This window comes from Vibrio gazogenes (assembly GCF_023920225.1).
Lineage (GTDB): Bacteria > Pseudomonadota > Gammaproteobacteria > Enterobacterales > Vibrionaceae > Vibrio > Vibrio gazogenes.
This window is the reverse complement of sequence record NZ_CP092587.1, coordinates 597,683-618,058: the sequence shown is the minus strand read 5'-3', so window position 1 is coordinate 618,058 and position 20,376 is coordinate 597,683. Positions and strand designations below refer to the sequence as shown.

Sequence of the window (20,376 nt, the reverse complement as noted above, 5' to 3'; positions counted from 1 at the left end):
CCACCAGAAATTAAGTTACTATGGAACTGCTTTGTCCCGCGGGAAACCTCCCCGCCCTGAAGACGGCAATCACCAATGGTGCCGATGCGGTGTATATCGGTTTTAAAGACGACACCAATGCCCGCCATTTTGCCGGCTTAAATTTCTCAGGGAAAAAACTGGAAAGTGCTGTTCGGTTCGTCCATGAACATCACAAGAAAATCCATGTTGCTCTCAACACATTTGCCCATCCAGATCGATTTAACCACTGGACGGAGGCCGCCGATAAAGCGGTTGATCTGGGCGTCGATGCATTAATTGTTGCCGATATAGCGCTGCTGGAGTACATCTCTAATCGCTATCCGCATCAGGAAATTCATCTTTCCGTTCAAGCTTCCGCTACCAATAGCGCAGCCATTGCGTTTTATCACCAAAACTTCCACATCAAACGGGTTGTTCTTCCCCGGGTGCTATCGATTCACCAAGTCAAACAACTCTCTCAATCCATTGATGATGAGATTGACTTGGAAGTTTTTGCTTTTGGCAGTCTCTGTATTATGTCGGAAGGTCGCTGCTATCTCTCTTCATATATGACGGGAGAATCTCCCAATACTGTCGGAGCGTGTTCACCCGCAAAATTTGTCCGCTGGCAAGAAACACCACATGGGATGGAAACCCGGCTGAATAACATTCTGATTGATCAATACAAACCCGGGGAAAATGCTGGCTATCCGACCTTATGTAAGGGCCGCTTCGTCACCGAGCTAAACGGCCAACAGCAGTGTTATCACGCCTTGGAAGAACCAACGAGTCTCAATACACTGTCGCTCTTACCGGAGCTCTTCGCTGCGAATGTCGCCTCAGTTAAAATTGAGGGGCGGCAGCGTAGTCCTGCCTATGTCGAGCAAGTCACCAAGACATGGCGGGCAGCGATTGACCATTATTTGTCTGCGCCTCAAAATTATCAGGTCGATGAAGCATGGAACCGAACTCTTGCCAACGTTTCCGAAGGCACTCAGACAACACTCGGTGCCTATCACAGAAAGTGGCAATAAAAGGAGTTCACAGATGAAATATGCATTAGGTCCATTACTCTATTTCTGGCCTAAAACAGAGGTGGAACAATTCTATCAGCAAGCACAGAGCGCCAGCGCTGATATCATCTATCTAGGAGAGACCGTTTGTTCCAAGCGTCGGGAGTTAAAAACACACGACTGGCTGGCAATCGCACAGGAAATCGCCCGGAGCGGTAAACAGGTCGTCCTGTCAACCATGGCGCTGCTTGAGTCACGTAGTGAACTCACCGTCATGAAAAAATACATTGATAACGGTGATTTTATCATTGAAGCCAACGATGTTTCAGCCGTTCATCTCGCCAATGAACAGCGAGTACCATTTGTTGTCGGGCCGGCGATCAACTGCTACAACGCCCATACCCTGAAATATTTTCTGCGCCAAGGCATGATCCGGTGGTGTATGCCTGTCGAGCTGTCCCATTCATGGCTGAAACAAGTGCTGCAACAATGTGAAACGTTAGGGATTCGTGACGCATTTGAAGTTGAAATATTCGGCTATGGCTATCTGCCACTCGCCTACTCCGCCCGTTGTTTCACAGCTCGGGCTGAAAACCGCCCGAAAGATGAATGTAAAACATGTTGTATCCATTATCCCAATGGTATCCGAGTCCAAAGTCAGGAAGGACAAGAAGTCTTCAACCTGAACGGGATTCAGACGCAGTCAGGCTACTGCTATAACTTGATTAACGAACTCCCCGGAATGACTGACAGCGTCGATGTCGTTCGTCTCAGCCCCACTGGTGCGGAAACCCTGACAACCATTCAAGCATTCCGCGACAATGAGACTGCGGCGCAGTCCTATCCGTTAGACAATCACCAATGTAATGGTTACTGGCACCGCGTCGCGGGGCTGGAGAACGTAACCTCAAACTCTCAGTGAATGCCACCGCTTCACCATCACTGAATCACACCAATCCTATCAGGCGGCTGAATGAAATAACCGCCTGATATCTTTATACAAGATCACTGAAACTACTAACGACAAAACAATATTCGAAATCGGAAAGGCCAGCCATACGCCTGTCAGTCCCCATCCCAGCGGCAGCAAAAATAAGAATGGTGGCTGAATAAAAATATTACCCAGTGAAATACTCACCGCTTTTTTACCCCGGTGAATTGATTGATAAAATGAAGATGCAACAACAATAAAGCCATCCAAACACAATGCAATAAAGTGTAATCGTATCCCTGTGGTGGCAAAATCACTCAATTCCGGGTTATCACGATTAAAAATAGCGATAATCTCATGCGGATAAAGATTCATAATCGCGGTAACAACTAATCCGAATACGACAGATAAGCTCATCGCCATTAACAACAATTTTTTAATATTCGCTAACTGATTCGCACCGTAGTTAAAACTCACTAACGGTTGCATCCCATTCGCAAACCCTTCTACCGTCAAATAATAGAATGTCACCATATAACCGAGGATGGTGTATGCTCCCAAAGCGGTTGTACCACCGTAGGCCGCAAATTGGCTGTTATGCAAGGCCACCATCACGCTCCAATAGAGGTACATGAAAAAGCTTGAAAGACCGACCAAAACAATCTGACGAATATCCTGCCACCGGAAAAACAACAGATCAGCGCGTCTTAAACGCAAAGATGCCGCAGGAGAAAAGAAGTAACTGAGTCCGACAATGGTGACCACAGCCTGTGATATTGCGGTCGCAATCGCTGCGCCCTGCAACGCCATATCCCAGACCACAATGAACAGATAATCAAAAACAATATTCAGACACCCACCGATGCTCATCAGATAGGTCGCGAATGCCGGGCTGTCATCGTTTCTCATCAGAAATGGTAATGCCGTCGCAGAAAGGGTAAAACAAGAGGTAAACACCACCACTTGCATATACTGCATCGCCAGATGAAAGACATTGGGATCCTGTGTTTGCCAATTCAGAATATCCGCCATAAAGAACCGCAACCCCAAAGACAGCAACAGCGATAACAGGATCAACAAGATCAGCCCCGTACTGATCGTCTGGCGGGCTGCGGATAAATTCTTCTGTCCTTTATAAATGGAGGTAATGGCGCCCGTCCCGACCCCCACCATCAAACCAATGCCAACCAGTATAGCAATCATGGACCAAGAGATATTAATGCCGGCTAATCCATCAACACCAAGATACTGACCAATGAAAATACCATCAATAAGCTGATATAAGCCATTGACTAACATGGCCGCAACGGTTGGAACGGTATAGCGAAAATACTGTGAATAAATAGACTGCTGCATAGATTCAACCCAAACCTGAAATACAAACAGCCTGCAAGAATCAATGCAGGCTGTTCACCACAAACCCAACTTCAAGACAATAAATTCAGATCCTGAGGTCGTGATTTCAATCAAGAAAATATCAATATTACGATGAATGATCGTCCTTAATCGTATGGTATATCCGTTCCAGTTCTAAAAAGGCATAGCGATGTTCAATATACTCGTAAACATTCATTGAGATAGCGAGTTTATATAAGGCGACCGCCTCAGCATACTGTGCTTGCATCTCATAACGCTTTCCGAGATAAAAATAAGCTTCCGTTAAGCGGCGAGCGAGCACCGTATTATCACTGGTCTTTTGCAGGAGCTGTTTGAAAACCGTCGAATCATCGGTTTCCCCTAACATCATGGCAACCAAAGACCATCCCCAAGCGTTATCTTGCTCAGGCTGACGGGCATGATAACTTTGCATCAATTCTTTTCGAGCCGTTTCCGCATCCATCTCACTCACGATCATATATCGCCATAAGGCACTAAAAGGATCCGCTGAATTTTTTGCTATCACCTGTTCGATTTCATCCCGGGCCAAACGGGCACGACCACCGTAATACAACGCAATCGCAAGGTTTCTGCCGGCATACACACTCTCCGGTGCCAGCTCTAATGCGGAATCAAATGACTCATAAGCAGCATCGAAATCGTTGATTTCTGTGTAATAGACGCCAAGCATGTTAAACACTTCTGGCTGAGAGGGATAAAAACGCAAAGATTGTTCGAAGTCCAGACGTGCCAGATTTTTTAAACCCAGCATATCGTAGTTATTACCACGTTCATGAAAAACTTTGGCCCGAATTTCATCCGTGAGTTCTTTTTGCTGTAGCAGTTGGCTCAACCGCAAGATTTTTACTTCTTGTTGAATCGTCGGTTGTAATGGCCGGGCCATCGGGGCATAAAGCCACTCAGAGTCTTGCTGATGCACAAACGATGAGCACCCAGCACTCAAAAGTAAGCCGAGTCCTGTCAATATCGTGAGAAACCACTTCGCCAAAATTATTCTCCTCAACGCGGGCATAAAAAAAGGGAGCAAAACAGCTCCCTTTATAACATCATGCTTACCAATAAAAAAGCAACCCAATGGATATATCGAATCCAGAGGTGCGTTTCTATTCTGCGTCAGATTGATCTTGTTGTGGTGCGTCTTCAACCGCTGGTTTTACAGCCGCTTCTTTCATACTCAAACGGATACGGTTCTGACGATCAATTTCCAGCACTTTCACCTGAACTTCTTGACCTTCTTTCAGGTAATCCGTCACTTTCTCAACACGTTGATCTGCGATTTGAGAGATATGAACCAAACCTTCTTTAGCGCCAAGAACAGCGACAAAGGCACCAAAGTCAACGATACGAGTAACTTTACCAGTGTAGATCCGACCAACTTCAACTTCAGCCGTCAACTCTTCGATACGACGAATCGCATGTTTAGCCGCTTCGCCTTCCGTCGCAGCGATCTTGATTGTCCCATCATCTTCGATTTCAATCGTAGTACCGGTTTCTTCTGTCAATGCACGAATGACAGCACCGCCTTTACCGATAACATCTTTGATCTTATCAGAACTGATTTTCATCGTATGGATACGTGGCGCAAACTGAGAAATGTCATCACGCGCACTGTGAATCGCTTTATCCATCACAGACAGAATGTGTAAACGAGCACCTTTGGCCTGATTCAAAGCGATCTGCATGATTTCTTTGGTGATCCCTTCGATTTTGATATCCATTTGCAGTGCAGTCACACCATTGGATGTACCCGCAACTTTAAAGTCCATATCACCAAGATGATCTTCATCACCTAAGATGTCGGACAGAACGACAAAATCATCTTCTTCTTTGACGAGTCCCATCGCGATCCCAGCAACAGAGGCCTTAATTGGCACTCCTGCATCCATCAATGCCAACGATGAACCACATACTGAAGCCATTGAAGAAGAACCATTTGATTCAGTAATTTCAGAGACGACACGAATGGTATAAGGGAATTCATCAATCGATGGCATAACCGCCTGAATACCACGCTTCGCCAAACGACCATGACCAATTTCACGACGCTTTGGAGAACCGACGAAACCTGTTTCACCTACACAGTAAGGTGGGAAGTTATAGTGGAACAGGAAGTGCTCTTTCCGTTCACCGGTTAATTCATCAATAATTTGCGCATCACGCTGAGTTCCCAGCGTAGCCGTCACGATAGCTTGTGTTTCACCACGGGTAAATAACGATGAACCATGGACGCGAGGCAGAACACCCGTGCGAACATCCAGTGCTCGAACCATATCTTTTTCACGACCGTCGATACGCGGCGCACCAGACAGAATACGGCTACGAACGACTTTCTTCTCTAATGAACTCAGCATGTTACGAAGTTCGTTTTCATCCAGAGCTGCATCTTGTTCAAGTAATGTCGCGATAACATCAGATTTAATCTGACCCACCTGTTCGTAACGCGCCATTTTCTCAGTGATCTGATATGCTTCAGCAAAGCGAGCTTCCGCATGTTCAGCGATTAATGCTTTCAGGCTGACATTGACTTCAGGAGCGCTCCATGACCATGCAGGTGCTGCAACTTCAGCAGCAAATTCATTAATGGCTTGAATCACAGCCTGTTGCTGTTCATGACCAAATACGACCGCTGAAAGCATTTCTTCTTCAGAGAGAATATCTGCTTCAGATTCAACCATCAGTACCGCATTTTCTGTCCCGGCAACCACGAGATCCAGACGAGATTCTCCGAGCTCTTTCGCACTTGGGTTCAAAACAAGCTGTCCATCAATATGACCGACACGAGCCGCACCGATTGGACCATTGAATGGAATACCAGAAATTGCCAGCGCGGCAGAAGTACCGATCAAGCTTGGGATATCAGGCTGAACATCAGGGTTTACGGCCATAACTGTGGCAATAATCTGAACTTCATTGGTAAAACCATCAGGGAACAGAGGGCGAATCGGACGGTCGATCAAGCGAGCTGTCAGAGTTTCACCTTCAGAAGGACGACCTTCACGTTTAAAGAATCCACCAGGAATCTTACCGGCAGCATAAGTCCGTTCCTGATAGTTAACTGTCAGCGGGAAGAAATCTTGACCTTCTACCGCTTCTTTTTTTCCAACCACAGAAATGAATACTGATGTATCGTCCATGGTGACCATAACTGCTGATGTTGCCTGACGTGCAATCACGCCAGTTTCAATCGTGACGGTGTGATTGCCGTATTGAAACGTTTTCACAACTGGTTTTTCAAACATTATTATTCCTTTGCCTAGGCTAACCTAGAAATGGGTTATCAATACTCAAGGCATCACAAATCGCGACTAGTAAAAGGATACTGAAATGCCAATCTCCTTTGAATAGTCGCGACCTTTTGGCCGACTTCGGTGACTGTCATGCTTTGAGTCTGTGTATTGAAATCAATTGACTGACTTCAACGGTCGCTAGTATAAACTACTCAGGCGCCCTTTGGCTAAATTTAGCCATTAAAAAAGGGGCTTTCGCCCCTTTTTTGTACAAATCCAATCTTAGCGACGTAGGCCAAGACGTTGGATAAGGTCGTGGTAACGATCCAAACTTTTACCTTTCAGGTAGTCCAGAAGCTTACGACGACGAGAAACCATGCGTAAAAGACCACGACGGCTATGGTGATCGCCTTTGTGTTCTTTGAAGTGACCTTGAAGGTGGTTGATTGAAGCTGTCAATAGAGCAACTTGAACTTCTGGTGAACCAGTGTCGCCTTCGCCACGTGCGTAATCAGCAACGATTGCTGCTTTAGTTTCTGCATTCAGAGACATAATTTCTCTCCTAAGAGTTAGAGTTTTAGTTTGTGTCAGCCAATCTCTGATTCAGCCGACACGAGGAGCGGGGATTATAGAGAATATTCCCTATCCCCGCAATAGCGAATCATTTGAAAAATAGCCCTATTTCATTCACGAAAAACGACTAACCGTTTCGGCGCTACTTTTCCGTCATCATCAATTTCACCAACACCAATAAAGTGTTGTTCTTCACCAACGGTCATACGCACCGTACCACTTGTTGGTATACCGAAAACTTGCACAGCCTGCCCTTTCTGGACCATTTCGGCCAAATCAGGAATTAAATTCACTTCAGGTAATGACTGAACCGCTGAATCCATCGGTAACAGAAGCGGGTCAAGCAAAACTCTTGGGGCGACATCCTGTTCACGTGCGGCTTCAAGGATATGTTCAAGCGCCTCGATAGTGACCATCCGCTCTGCCGGATATTGTGCGACAGCCGTACGACGTAAATATGTCACATGGGCACCGCAGCCTAACATTTCCCCAAGATCATCAACGATGGTACGGATATAAGTCCCTTTGGAACAATGGATCTCCATCTCGACTTCATCTGCTTCATGGCGGATCAGTTCGATGGAATAAACCGTAATCTGACGTGACTCTCTGGGAACTTCGATACCTTCCCGTGCGTACTCATATAAAGGACGCCCCTGATACTTTAATGCAGAGAACATCGAAGGAATTTGAGCTGTTTCGCCTTTAAATTTCTCGATAGATTGCATCAACAACGACTCAGAAATTTCAACTGGCCGGGTCTCAACAATTTCACCATCGGAATCCGACGTATTAGTACGAACACCCAGCTTTGCAATCACTCGATACTTCTTATCTGAATCGAGGAGAAACTGGGAAAACTTGGTCGCTTCCCCCAGACAAATCGGTAGCATCCCCGTCGCTAGAGGATCTAATGCGCCTGTATGCCCGGCTTTCTCGGCAAAGAAAATACGCTTCACTTTCTGGAGGGCATCATTGGATGAAATCCCCGTAGGCTTATCCAGTAAAATGATGCCATCAACCGGACGACCTTTCCGACGACGAGCCATTACGCCTCCTCATCCGAACCTAATTCATCCCTTTTCCGTTTGTCTTCATCAACCGCTTGGTTGACCAGATTCGACATCCGCATCCCTTCAACCAAAGTATCATCATAGACAAAACGGACTTCAGGCGTCAGACGCAGACGAATCCGCTTACCTAACATCATACGAATATGAGATTCATGCCCTTTCAACGCTTTCAGGCAACTTTCCGGTGTCTGTTCCCCTACACATAAGAAGGAAACATACACTTTGGCATAAGCCAAGTCCCGGGAAACTTTTACCTCAGAAATCGTCACCATACCGAGGCGAGAATCTCTGATTTCACGCTGCAATATCATTGCCAGCTCTTTTTGCAGCTGCTGAGAAACGCGCTGCGTACGACTAAAATCTTTTGCCATATTTAAACTTTCTCATAGAAAGAATGGGGGGATGGTCTTCGCCAACCCCCCATGGTGTATTCAACAACCAACGATACATTCAACAATCGATTGTGTGGTATATCACTTGACCATCAATATCGGTTAGTCGATTGACCGTTTAATCTCAATTGTCTCAAAGACTTCGATCTGGTCACCAACACGGACGTCGTTATAGTTTTTCACACCGACACCACATTCATAACCACTCTTCACTTCTGCAACATCATCTTTAAAGCGGCGGAGTGACTCCAACTCACCTTCATAAATGACCACGTTATCACGCAGCACGCGAATAGGATTATTCCGTTTGATCAGTCCTTCAGTAACCATACAGCCAGCGATAGCACCCAGTTTCGGAGAACGGAATACATCACGGACTTCAGCCAGACCGATAATCTCCTGTTTAAATTCAGGAGCCAACATACCGCTCATCGCCTGTTTCACTTCATCAATCAATTGATAGATGATGGAGTAGTAGCGCAGATCAAGGCTTTCTGTTTCAATGGTTCGACGGGCAGAAGCATCAGCACGGACGTTAAAGCCCAGTACAATTGCATTCGATGCCGCAGCCAGTGTCGCGTCAGTTTCTGTAATACCACCCACACCGGAACCAACAATGTTAACTTTCACTTCATCAGTTGAAAGTTTAACCAATGCATCGGTAATTGCTTCAACCGATCCTTGAACATCAGCTTTCAGCACGATATTCAATTCAGCAACTTCACCAGCGGTCATATTAGAGAACATATTCTCTAGTTTAGATTTCTGCTGACGCGCCAGTTTAACTTCACGGAATTTACCCTGACGGTAGTTCGCAACTTCACGCGCTTTACGTTCATCACGCACAACAGTCGCTTCATCACCCGCAGCAGGAACACCAGAAAGACCGAGCACTTCAACCGGAATTGATGGGCCAGCTTCCAGCACTTCATCACCAACTTCGTCACGCATCGCTCTGACTCGGCCATACTCCTGACCACAAAGCAGGATATCGCCTTTACGCACTGTGCCTGATTGAACCAGAATCGTTGCGACAGGGCCACGGCCTTTATCCAGTCGAGACTCGACAACAACACCGGTTCCCATGCCGTCAGCAACAGCTGTCAGTTCCAGAACTTCGGCTTGAAGAAGAATCGCTTCTAACAACGCCTCTACGTTTGTTCCCTGCTTGGCAGAAATATGAACGAAAATATTTTCACCACCCCATTCTTCAGGAATGATGTCATATTGTGCCAGTTCATTTTTCACGTTGTCTGGATTGGCATCTTCTTTATCAATCTTGTTCACGGCAACAATTAGCGGAACTTTCGCTGCTTTCGAGTGCTGAATTGCTTCAATGGTTTGAGGCATAACACCATCATCAGCCGCAACGACCAACACCACGATATCCGTTGCCTGAGCACCACGAGCACGCATTGCCGTAAATGCCGCGTGTCCCGGGGTATCAAGGAAAGTGATCATGCCGTTGTCAGTTTCAACGTGATAAGCACCGATATGCTGGGTAATACCACCGGCTTCACCAGATGCAACGTGCGTACGACGAATATAATCCAGTGTTGAAGTTTTCCCGTGGTCAACGTGTCCCATAATGGTAACAACGGGAGCACGAGGAACGGCTTCAGAAGTGCTATCACGATCAGAAAGAACCGCTTCTTCCAGCTCATTTTCTTTACGGAGAATCACTTTGTGACCCATTTCTTCGGCAACAAGCTGTGCAGTTTCCTGATCAATCACTTGGTTGATCGTTGCCATCGCACCCATTTTCATCATGACTTTGATAACTTCGGTGCCTTTTACTGACATTTTCTGAGCCAGCTCGGAAACAATAATTGTTTCACCGATAACAACGTCAGATTTTGCAACAGTTGCATTTTTATCAAAACCTTGCTGCATTGACGAAGGTTTTCCCCGACCTCGATTCGAGTTACGTCCACCTTTTCCACCGCGAGGACGCATATCACGTTCTTGGCGTTGTTCATCGCGAGCAGAAGCTTTTTTCTTCGCTTTTGCGCGACGACTACCTTCATCACGACGGTCTGCTTCGTCTTCTGCCTCTTGGGCATAACGGGAAGTAGTTAGATGGTAATCTGTAGTTTCGTCTTCCATAGCACCTTTTTTCTCTTCTGCAGCAGACCAACGCTCTTGATTCTTTTCAGCCAATTCACGCGCTTTTTCGAGCTGACGCTGACTTTCCTCTTCAGCTTTACGTCTCAACTCTTCTTCCTGACGACGCATCAGTGCTTCGGCTTCTTGTCGCGCTGCCTCTTGCTTGGATTTCTCTTCATCAGAAAGTTCAACTTTCTGACTGTGTTTCTCTTCACGCTTCGCTTTTTCTTCGGCTTCACGCTTCATCTGCTCTTCAGCTTCCCGTTTCGCTTGTTCTTCAGCTTCACGCTTCGCTTGAGCTTCTAATCTTGCTTTTTCAGCGTCTAACTTGGCTTTCTCTTCAGCTTCACGCTGGGCTGCTTCTTCTGCCTGACGTTTCGCTTCATCTTCGATTGCACTACGCTTAACATACGTACGTTTTTTGCGCACTTCAACCTGAACATTCTTACTTTTACCACCTCCCGCATTCACACTGAGTGTGCTGCGAGTTTTTCGCTGTAATGTTAAACGAGTCGGTTCGTCCTTTGAAGAGCTGCCACCATGCTCTTTACGAAGGAAAGTTAACAGTTTCTGTTTTTCATCTTCAGAAACACTATCCGATCCCGTTTTTGTCATTCCTGCGTCAGCAAGTTGCTCTAATAAGCGGTCAACTGGTGTACCAATCTCTTCACTCAGTGCTTTAACTGTAAGTTCTGTCATGCCGCTTTCTCCCCTTGCTGAAAATTACGCGTCTTCGCCAAACCAACAAATATTACGCGCAGCCATAATCAATTCTCCAGCGCGTTCTTCTGTCAGTCCTTCTATACCTTCAAGATCATCAATTCCCTGGTCAGCCAAATCTTCAAGAGTAATCACTCCTTTTGCTGCCAGTTTGTAAGCCATATCACGCTCAAGACCAGATAGATTTAGCAGGTCCTCAGCGGGCTCACCTCCATCCAGTGATTCTTCTCTGGCCAAAGCAAGAGTTGTCAGTGCATCTTTTGCACGAGTACGCAATTCTTCAACAAGGTCTTCATCCAACCCGTCAACCTCAAGCAACTCATTCACCGGTACATAGGCAACTTCTTCTAATGTAGAGAAGCCTTCTTCAACCAACAATTCGGCAAAGTCCTGCTCAATAGCCAGATGCTTCATAAACAACTCAATTGACTCAGTTGACTCTTCTTGATGTTTCTTCTGAAGATCTTCTACGGTCATCACATTGAGTTCCCAGCCAGTCAACTGAGAGGCCAAACGAACATTCTGTCCGCTACGGCCAATCGCCTGAGCTAGATTGTCGGCTTCAACAGCAATGTCCATCGAATGGGCATCTTCATCAACGATGATAGAAGCAACATCAGCTGGCGCCATTGCATTAATTACAAATTGAGCTGGGTTATCGTCCCACAACACGATATCAATACGCTCACCACCCAATTCACCGGAAACCGCCTGAACCCGGGCCCCACGCATCCCAACACATGCACCAACTGGGTCAATGCGCTTATCGTTGGTTTTCACTGCGATTTTAGCTCTTGAACCCGGGTCGCGAGATGCGGCTTTCAGCTCAATTAATTCTTCACCAATCTCAGGGACTTCAACACGGAATAATTCAGCCAACATTTCAGGCTTAGAACGAGTGATGAAGAGCTGGAACCCACGCGCTTCAGGTCTAACCGCATAAAGCAGGCCACGAACGCGGTCACCAGGACGGAAGTTTTCTCGGGGAAGTTGATCTTCACGCAAAATCACAGCTTCTGCGTTATTGCCGAGATCAAGAATAATACTATCTCGGTTAACTTTCTTTACTGCACCGGTGACAAGCTCACCTTCATTATCAATAAACTGCTCAACAATCTGTGCCCGTTCAGCTTCACGAACTTTCTGGACAATAACCTGTTTTGCCGTCTGAGTCGTGATTCGGTCAAACTTAACCGATTCAATTTGATCTTCAATAAAATCACCCAGCTCAATCGAGTCATCATCAAATTGAGCTGCTTCGACTGAAATCTCTTTGGTCGGATTCTGAACTTCTTCTACAACCAACCAGCGACGGAAAGTTTCAAACTCTCCGGTCTTTCTATCAATCTCAACGCGAACATCAATATCAATTTCGTATTTTTTCTTAGTCGAGGTTGCTAACGCAGTTTCAAGCGCTTCAAAAATACGTTCACGAGGAACAGCCTTCTCGTTTGAAACCGCCTCAACTACCGCTAAAATTTCTTTACTCATTATTTCCAGCCTCTTTAAGACTTAAAATTTAGGGATCAGATTAGCTTTTGAAATATTGCTGAGCGCGAATGGTTCTTCTTGCCCATCAACAGTAACCACAATGGTTTCACCATCAACCGATTGGATGATACCTTTCCATTTGCGGCGGTTTCCAACAGCCATTTTCAAAACAATATTGACCTCGTGACCAATAAATTGTTCATAGTGTTCAGATTTAAATAAAGGTCTGTCCATGCCAGGTGAAGAAACTTCAAGGTTATAGGCCACAGAAATAGGATCTTCTACATCAAGCACAGCACTGACCTGACGACTAACCTCAGCACAGTCATCCACAGTAATACCGTTGTCGTGATCAATATAAATTCGTAGTGTCGAATGTGCTCCGGCACGAACAAATTCTAATCCGACTAATTCATAACCTGCAGCAACAACAGGTGCTTCAAGTAATTCAGAAAGTTGTTTTTCTAACCCTGTCATTTAAACGACTCCAGAAACAAAAAAAGGGCTATGAGCCCAATTTCAATTCCAAGCAAACAGACCAAATCTTCGATATATGAACAGTGATTGCTGCTCATACACAAGAATCAGATAATAAAAAACCCCGATAGTCGGGGTTTTTATCTATGCTGGACCCTGAATGTTAAGACAGTGTCTTAACATATAGTGAGATAAACCTTCTCACTATCAAACCTGCAACAACCAATTCAAGAATTGGTTGCGGGGGCCGGATTTGAACCGACGACCTTCGGGTTATGAGCCCGACGAGCTACCAAACTGCTCCACCCCGCGTCCGACTTGCTGAGCATTATACGCTCTCAATCTTCATTTACAAGTTTGTAAAGAATAATGGTGCCGAGAGAGGGACTCGAACCCTCACACCATAGGCGCTAGCACCTCATGCTAGTGTGTCTACCAATTTCACCATCTCGGCTAAATTCTTCTTACTGTGGTATTTCACTGCCGTTTGAGTCGTCAGCAGGAACACCGTCATCAGTCTTTGTTTGCTCTTGAACTACTTTATCCTGAGCGGGATCAACCCATTGCGACTTCGCTTTATGTGTTGATAAATTCCCTAAAACCAGACTAACGATTAAGAATACAATTGCAAAAATTGCAGTCATTCGGGTCAAGAAATTTCCAGAGCCACCGGCACCAAATACTGTATTTGAAGCACCGGCCCCAAATGAGGCTCCCATATCTGCGCCTTTACCTTGTTGAATCAACACCAATCCGATGATAGCAACCGCTGCCAACAGGTAAATCACAAGTAGAACTGTAAACATAACATATCCACCTATGTTCCAAATTGTTGAGCCAGCGCCGTTCTTATCTATCGACTTGAACTAGGCTAGCGACCTCCGTATCGGAAGTGGGGGCAATACTAACGAAAGGATTGAAAACTGGCAAGAGGATAAATTACTTTTTTTTCAAATTCATGGTTAAGCGGTTAAAAAAGGGACAACTGCAGTATTTTCATCATTCAGAAAGGAGAAATTCAGATGGCAGGAACCGTCATTTTAACGGTTCCTTTCGATCATTCAACAATTTGACTTCACGACGTCAGCAATCTTCAATGCAGATTCCCGAACGAGTGCTTCATCTTCACCCTCAACCATCACGCGAAGTAACGGTTCAGTGCCTGATTTTCTCAACAGCACCCGACCTTTATCGCCTAGTTCAGCTTCAACTGCCTCAACACATTGTTTCACTGCCTCAGCATCGAGTGGATTGGAATCGCCACTGAAACGGACATTTTCCAGTACCTGAGGGAAAAGCTTCATACCGTTGGATAATTCACTCAGTGACATCTCACTATCCACAACAGCGGTCAAAACCTGTAGCGCAGCTACAATTGCATCTCCGGTTGTCATCTTATCCAATAAGATCACATGTCCTGAGTTCTCTGCCCCGATTTTCCAGTTTTTCTCCAACAGTTTTTCCATAACATACCGGTCACCGACAGCAGCCCGGGCAAAGGGGATTCCCAGTTGTTTCAACGCAACCTCCATACCGAGGTTCGTCATCAACGTCCCGACAACACCACCTTTCAGCTCTCCTTTGCGCAGTAGGTAACGAGCAATGATATAGGCAATTTGGTCGCCATCGACTTTGCGTCCCAATGCGTCAACCATGATAATACGATCACCGTCGCCATCAAATGCCAATCCGATATCTGCTTTTTCTTCCAGTACTTTATGCTGGAGCGCGCGAATATCGGTCGCACCGACCTGTTCATTGATGTTTAAACCATTTGGATTCACGCCAATAGCAATGACATCTGCACCCAACTCTCTGAAAACACTTGGTGCAATATGATAAGTTGCGCCATGAGCACAATCGACAACAATTTTTAATCCAGCCAAGCTTAGACTGGATGGGAAAGTACTCTTGCAAAACTCGATATAACGCCCGGCAGCATCAGTTAGACGTGACGCTTTACCTAATTCAGCTGAAGGAACACACTCAATCACCTTATCCAGCTCTTGTTCAATTTCGAGCTCCACCTCATCAGGCAGCTTTGTTCCCTCAGAGGAAAAAAATTTAATGCCGTTATCATCATATGGATTATGAGATGCAGAAATCACGATTCCGGCTTCAGCACGAAAGGTTTGTGTCAGATAGGCAACTGCCGGTGTGGGCATCGGGCCAGTTAACGTTGCTTCGAGCCCGGCCGCAGCTAAACCAGCTTCCAGAGCTGACTCCAACATATAGCCGGAGATGCGAGTATCCTTTCCGATAATCACTTTACGGGTTCCCTGTTTCGATAGAACCCGACCGGCAGCCCATCCAAGCTTCATCACAAAATCAGGAGTGATAGGGAATTGTCCGACCTTTCCTCGGACGCCGTCGGTACCAAAATAACGCCTGTGATTCGACATCGATATTCCTATTTTCTTATCATTGATTGGCTTGAATCATACTGATTATTTTCATCGCTTCAACGGTTTCATCAACATCATGAACCCGAAAGATCTGTGCGCCTTGCATTGCAGCAACCGCGGCACAAACCACACTTGCGACCATGCAATCAGCGGGGTGTTTGCCCAGAAATTTATGCAACATCGATTTTCTGGACAGACCAATCAACAGCGGCAGACCAAACTGATGAAAGGTGTTTAGATTGGCTAATAAATGGTAATTATGCGCAAGGGTTTTACCAAATCCAAAGCCAGGATCAAGAATAATATTTTCTCGTCGTATACCAGCTTCCTCGCATACGGCAATTCTGTCCTTCAAAAACGTGTAGACTTCCTGAATAACATCACGATATTCAGGACGTTCCTGCATAGTTCCGGGCTGCCCTTGCATATGCATTAAACAAACAGGAATATCCGCTTTCGCGACAACAGCTAATGCGCCCGGCTCCTGAAGTGAACGAATATCATTAATCAGATCTGCACCGGCATCAATGCTCTGCTGCATGACTTCAGCTTTACTTGTATCAACAGAAATCCATATGTCCGGGTACTTTTCTCGAATAGCACGGACAACAGGAATCACTCGGTTTAATTCTTCTTCAACGGTCACTTCAGCAGCACCGGGACGAGTTGATTCCCCCCCGACATCAATAATCGTCGCACCAGCCTGAATCATCGAGTCTGCATGAGCTAGTGCTTGCTTCAGAGAGACAAACCGCCCGCCATCAGAAAAAGAATCAGGCGTCGTATTCAAAATCCCCATCACCTGAGGCTCACTTAAACTTAAGGTTTTATTGGATGTCCGAATATCCATAATACTCCCATAATAGCAAAAGCCCCGACAATACCGGGGCTTTTTTTCAGCAACAAAACGATTTACTCAGTTCGTCCACTTTGATCATCACTATCTGATTTGTCCTGTTGTTCCTCATTTTGAGGGTCATCAGGTGTCGTATCATTTTTCGGTTCAGTAGACTTCTTTTTTTCCTGAGCGTTTAAATCCTGTTCAACCCATCCGGCTGGGTCTCTAATTTCAGATTTTCGCTCCATCAAATCATCGATCTGGCCTGCATCGATTGTTTCATACTTCATCAAAGCATCTTTCATCGAATGCATGATATCCATATTATCCAACAGGATTTTTTTCGCTCTCTCGTAGTTTCGGTCAATAATCTTCCGAATCTCGTCATCGATCAGCTTTGCCGTATCATCAGACATGTGCTTCGTTTTTGTCACACTCCGACCAAGAAAGACTTCACCCTCTTCTTCGGTATATAACAACGGACCTAATTTTTCCGAGAATCCCCACTGAGTCACCATTTTACGTGCAATATCAGTCGCGCGCTCAATATCGTTCGACGCACCAGTTGATACTTTATCCACACCATAAATCAGTTCTTCAGCCAAACGTCCACCATAAAGGCTGGAAATCATCGATTCCAGATGTTGCCGAGACATACTGATGCGATCTTGCTCCGGTAAGTACATCGTGACACCTAGAGCCCGACCACGCGGAATAATCGATACTTTATACACCGGGTCATGCTCTGGGACCAAACGTCCGACAATCGCGTGTCCAGCTTCATGATATGCTGTTGATGCTTTGATTTCCTCTGACATCACCATGGAACGCCGCTCAGCACCCATCATAATTTTGTCTTTCGCCAGTTCAAACTCAACCATCGAGACATTGCGTTTATTCCCACGCGCCGCAAACAGTGCGGCTTCATTGACCAAGTTGGCCAAGTCCGCGCCTGAGAATCCTGGTGTACCACGAGCAATCAGTGAAGCATTGACATCATTAGAAATAGGCACTTTACGCATGTGAACTTTCAGGATTTGTTCACGCCCACGGATATCCGGCAGTCCAACCACAACCTGACGGTCGAAACGACCGGGACGTAACAACGCTGGGTCCAATACATCCGGACGGTTGGTTGCAGCGATAACAATGATGCCTTCGTGCCCTTCAAAACCATCCATTTCAACCAACATCTGGTTCAATGTCTGTTCACGTTCATCGTGTCCACCACCGACACCTGCGCCGCGCTGACGCCCGACAGCATCAATTTCATCGATGAATATAATACAAGGAGAAGCCTTTTTGGCTTGCTCAAACATATCTCTGACCCGAGAAGCACCGACCCCAACGAACATTTCAACAAAATCAGAACCTGAAATGGTAAAGAAAGGAACTTTCGCTTCGCCGGCAATCGCCTTCGCCAGCAACGTTTTCCCGGTACCCGGAGGACCAACCATTAAAACGCCGGTTGGAATTTTTCCGCCAAGTTTTTGGAAACGGCTCGGATCACGCAGGTAATCGACAAGCTCTTTCACATCTTCTTTCGCTTCATCACAACCAGCAACGTCACCGAACGTTGTTTTAATCTGCTCTTCCGTCATCATGCGGGCTTTGCTCTTGCCGAACGACATGGCACCTTTACCACCACCGCCCTGCATCTGTCGCATAAAGAAGATCCAGACACCGATCAAGAGAATCATCGGGAACCAAGAGATGAAAATTGTCCCCAGTAAGCTTTGTTCTTCAGGAGGTGTCCCTTGAACTTTTACATTCTGATTAATCAGATCATCGAGTAGCTTCTGATCGTACACTGGCATGTACGTGACATAATGAGTACTACTGCCTCGGCGGGTAAAAGTAATCTCACTATCTTTGAATTGAGCTTCCTGAATTTGACCCTGCCCTACTTCTTTTACGAAAGTGGTGTAGTCAACCGCCCTGCCACTATTATCTCCAGGGCCAAAGCTCTGAAATACGGACATTAAGACAACGGCGATAACCAGCCATAATATTAAATTTTTTGCCATGTCACTCAAGGTGTAAGCCTCGCGATAACTAGTTGTAATTAAAGGTAGGGTACTACAGATTATAGTATGTCGCTACCGTATCGGTAACGCCCGAGCCCCGTAAATGGTTACCCTTTGTAACCAGTTGCTACAATATAGACTTCCCGAGAGCGTGCTCTCGATGAGTCTGGTTTTCTTATTTTTACCACTTTAAACAGTGACCGGACATCTTTCACGTATTGGTCAAAGCCTTCTCCCTGAAACACCTTGACGATAAAGCTACCATTCTCAGCAAGTACTTGTCGACACATGTCGAGAGCCAATTCTACCAAATACATTGCTCTGGGCTGATCAACGGATAAATTTCCAGCCATATTCGGTGCCATATCAGACATCACGACATCGACAAGGTTCGGAGAAATTCTATCGAGTAAGGCATTTAGAATGGCCTCTTCCCGAAAGTCCCCTTGAAGAAAGGCAACGCCGGCAATCGAATCCATCGGTAAAATATCACACGCGATAACCTGCCCCGAATCACCGACAATATTCACGGCATATTGAGACCACCCACCAGGGGCTGCGCCCAAATCAACCACGGTCATGCCAGGTTTGAGCAGTTTATCTTTCCCTTGGATCTCTTCTAGTTTGAAGATAGCACGGGAACGATAACCTTTCTTCTTCGCATCATTTACATATTTATCATCAAAATGCTCTTTCAGCCATCGGCCTGAGCTCGCAGAATGCTTATTTTTACTCATTTCTGTTCCAATACAAATCACTTCACCAGATAAACAAAGGACGGAAGATGTGGTCATCTTCCATAGATGGCGCTAAAATAGTTGTTTTCAACCCTAATATAGTAAATTAAATTGGCTGCATCATGAACCTAAGCACAAAACAAAAACAGCATTTAAAGGGCTTAGCCCACCATTTGAAACCCGTCGTTCTCATGGGCGCAAATGGCCTGACAGAAGCCGTGCTTGCAGAGATCGAGATTGCACTTGATCATCACGAATTAATCAAAGTCAAAGTTGTCTCAGAAGATCGGGAAACCAAGCAGCTGATTATTGATGCAATTATTCGCGAAACCGGTGCTGAAAAAATTCAAACCATCGGCAAAGTGCTGGTGTTATATCGTCCTTCAGAACAGCGAAGAATTGAAATTCCCAGAAAGTAAAAAAAGCCGCTGAAGCGGCTTTTTTATTACATTGCAGCAAAATATCGATCAATCATCATTGCCGTTTTTACTTATATTCGACGCTATCGATATCGAAAGTTTTTTCACCACCGGGAGTGACGATGGTGACTTCATCCCCTTCAACCTTGCCAATCAGCCCCCGGGCAATCGGAGAACTGACTGAAATACGTCCCGCTTTTATATCGGCTTCATCATCACCGACAATCTGGTAACTTTTTTCTTCATCGGTTTCCACATCGACCAACGTGACCGTTGAACCAAAAATAATTTTGCCGGAATTATCAAGCTTAGTCACATCAATCACTTGAGCTACGGAGAGTTTATATTCGATATCACGAATTTGGGCTTCACAGATTCCCTGTTCTTCCCGGGCTGCATGATACTCTGCATTTTCCTTCAGATCTCCCAGTTCACGAGCTTCAGCAATCGCCTGTGAAATCTTTGGCCTTAATTTCAGGAGTCGGTCAAGCTCTTCACGAAGGAGTTGCTCGCCACGAACCGTCATTGGAACTTTTTCCATTTTATACC

Annotated in this window: 18 protein-coding genes and 2 tRNA genes; 3 read left to right on the top strand and 17 right to left on the bottom strand. The window is 45.7% G+C overall.

The window, feature by feature from the left end:
* Positions 1-20: 20 nt before the first annotated feature.
* Positions 21-1,034, top strand: a complete 1,014-nt coding sequence (gene ubiU / locus MKS89_RS02845; protein ID WP_072961301.1) for a ubiquinone anaerobic biosynthesis protein UbiU — start codon at positions 21-23, stop codon at positions 1,032-1,034.
* Positions 1,035-1,047: 13 nt separating this feature from the next.
* Positions 1,048-1,935: a U32 family peptidase gene (locus tag MKS89_RS02840; RefSeq protein ID WP_072961304.1), complete on the top strand. Its 888-nt coding sequence runs from the start codon at positions 1,048-1,050 to the stop codon at positions 1,933-1,935.
* A 39-nt stretch (positions 1,936-1,974) separates the two neighbouring features.
* On the opposite strand, the gene MKS89_RS02835 is transcribed toward MKS89_RS02840, so the two are convergent.
* The 16 genes from MKS89_RS02835 to rlmE all read right to left on the bottom strand — a co-directional run bounded on the left by MKS89_RS02835 (position 1,975) and on the right by rlmE (position 19,408).
* The gene (locus MKS89_RS02835) at positions 1,975-3,300 is read right to left on the bottom strand and encodes an MATE family efflux transporter (protein WP_072961307.1); all 1,326 of its coding nucleotides are present in this window, start codon (positions 3,298-3,300) and stop codon (positions 1,975-1,977) included.
* A 127-nt stretch (positions 3,301-3,427) separates the two neighbouring features.
* The gene (nlpI, locus tag MKS89_RS02830; RefSeq protein WP_235862528.1) at positions 3,428-4,330 is read right to left on the bottom strand and encodes a lipoprotein NlpI; all 903 of its coding nucleotides are present in this window, start codon (positions 4,328-4,330) and stop codon (positions 3,428-3,430) included.
* A 115-nt stretch (positions 4,331-4,445) separates the two neighbouring features.
* Positions 4,446-6,581: a polyribonucleotide nucleotidyltransferase gene (gene pnp, locus MKS89_RS02825; protein WP_072961312.1), complete on the bottom strand. Its 2,136-nt coding sequence runs from the start codon at positions 6,579-6,581 to the stop codon at positions 4,446-4,448.
* Positions 6,582-6,851: 270 nt separating this feature from the next.
* Complete coding sequence (gene rpsO / locus MKS89_RS02820; protein WP_027694233.1) at positions 6,852-7,121, bottom strand: 30S ribosomal protein S15; 270 nt, start codon at positions 7,119-7,121, stop codon at positions 6,852-6,854.
* Positions 7,122-7,252: 131 nt separating this feature from the next.
* On the bottom strand, positions 7,253-8,191 hold the full coding sequence (gene truB, locus MKS89_RS02815) for a tRNA pseudouridine(55) synthase TruB (RefSeq protein WP_072961314.1): 939 nt from the start codon (positions 8,189-8,191) through the stop codon (positions 7,253-7,255).
* Positions 8,191-8,586: a 30S ribosome-binding factor RbfA gene (gene rbfA, locus MKS89_RS02810; protein ID WP_072961316.1), complete on the bottom strand. Its 396-nt coding sequence runs from the start codon at positions 8,584-8,586 to the stop codon at positions 8,191-8,193. The genes truB and rbfA overlap by 1 nt, the downstream gene beginning before the upstream one ends.
* A 123-nt stretch (positions 8,587-8,709) precedes the next feature.
* Positions 8,710-11,412: a translation initiation factor IF-2 gene (gene infB / locus MKS89_RS02805; RefSeq protein ID WP_072961318.1), complete on the bottom strand. Its 2,703-nt coding sequence runs from the start codon at positions 11,410-11,412 to the stop codon at positions 8,710-8,712.
* 24 nt (positions 11,413-11,436) lie between these two features.
* Positions 11,437-12,924, bottom strand: coding sequence for a transcription termination factor NusA (gene nusA, locus MKS89_RS02800; RefSeq protein ID WP_072961320.1), 1,488 nt, complete (start codon positions 12,922-12,924; stop codon positions 11,437-11,439).
* Positions 12,925-12,945: 21 nt separating this feature from the next.
* Positions 12,946-13,401: a ribosome maturation factor RimP gene (gene rimP, locus MKS89_RS02795; RefSeq protein WP_072961323.1), complete on the bottom strand. Its 456-nt coding sequence runs from the start codon at positions 13,399-13,401 to the stop codon at positions 12,946-12,948.
* A gap of 235 nt (positions 13,402-13,636) precedes the next feature.
* Positions 13,637-13,713: transfer RNA gene (locus tag MKS89_RS02790), tRNA-Met, on the bottom strand.
* Between the two features lie 58 nt (positions 13,714-13,771).
* A tRNA-Leu gene (locus MKS89_RS02785) sits at positions 13,772-13,855 on the bottom strand.
* A 10-nt stretch (positions 13,856-13,865) separates the two neighbouring features.
* Positions 13,866-14,207, bottom strand: a complete 342-nt coding sequence (gene secG, locus MKS89_RS02780) for a preprotein translocase subunit SecG (protein WP_072961326.1) — start codon at positions 14,205-14,207, stop codon at positions 13,866-13,868.
* Between the two features lie 255 nt (positions 14,208-14,462).
* A complete protein-coding gene (gene glmM / locus MKS89_RS02775; protein WP_072961328.1) occupies positions 14,463-15,803 on the bottom strand; it encodes a phosphoglucosamine mutase in 1,341 nt (446 codons plus the stop codon).
* Positions 15,804-15,822: 19 nt separating this feature from the next.
* Positions 15,823-16,656, bottom strand: coding sequence for a dihydropteroate synthase (gene folP, locus MKS89_RS02770; RefSeq protein ID WP_072961331.1), 834 nt, complete (start codon positions 16,654-16,656; stop codon positions 15,823-15,825).
* A gap of 62 nt (positions 16,657-16,718) precedes the next feature.
* A complete protein-coding gene (ftsH, locus tag MKS89_RS02765) occupies positions 16,719-18,680 on the bottom strand; it encodes an ATP-dependent zinc metalloprotease FtsH (RefSeq protein WP_072961333.1) in 1,962 nt (653 codons plus the stop codon).
* A 98-nt stretch (positions 18,681-18,778) separates the two neighbouring features.
* Positions 18,779-19,408, bottom strand: coding sequence for a 23S rRNA (uridine(2552)-2'-O)-methyltransferase RlmE (gene rlmE / locus MKS89_RS02760; RefSeq protein ID WP_072961387.1), 630 nt, complete (start codon positions 19,406-19,408; stop codon positions 18,779-18,781).
* A 122-nt stretch (positions 19,409-19,530) separates the two neighbouring features.
* Between rlmE and yhbY the strand changes: the two genes are divergently transcribed.
* Positions 19,531-19,827 carry a ribosome assembly RNA-binding protein YhbY gene (yhbY, locus tag MKS89_RS02755; protein WP_021020609.1) on the top strand — a complete coding sequence of 99 codons (297 nt, stop codon included), beginning with the start codon at positions 19,531-19,533 and terminating at the stop codon, positions 19,825-19,827.
* A gap of 67 nt (positions 19,828-19,894) precedes the next feature.
* Here the strand turns inward: yhbY and greA are convergent, their stop codons facing one another.
* The gene (greA, locus tag MKS89_RS02750; protein WP_072961336.1) at positions 19,895-20,368 is read right to left on the bottom strand and encodes a transcription elongation factor GreA; all 474 of its coding nucleotides are present in this window, start codon (positions 20,366-20,368) and stop codon (positions 19,895-19,897) included.
* Positions 20,369-20,376: the final 8 nt, after the last annotated feature.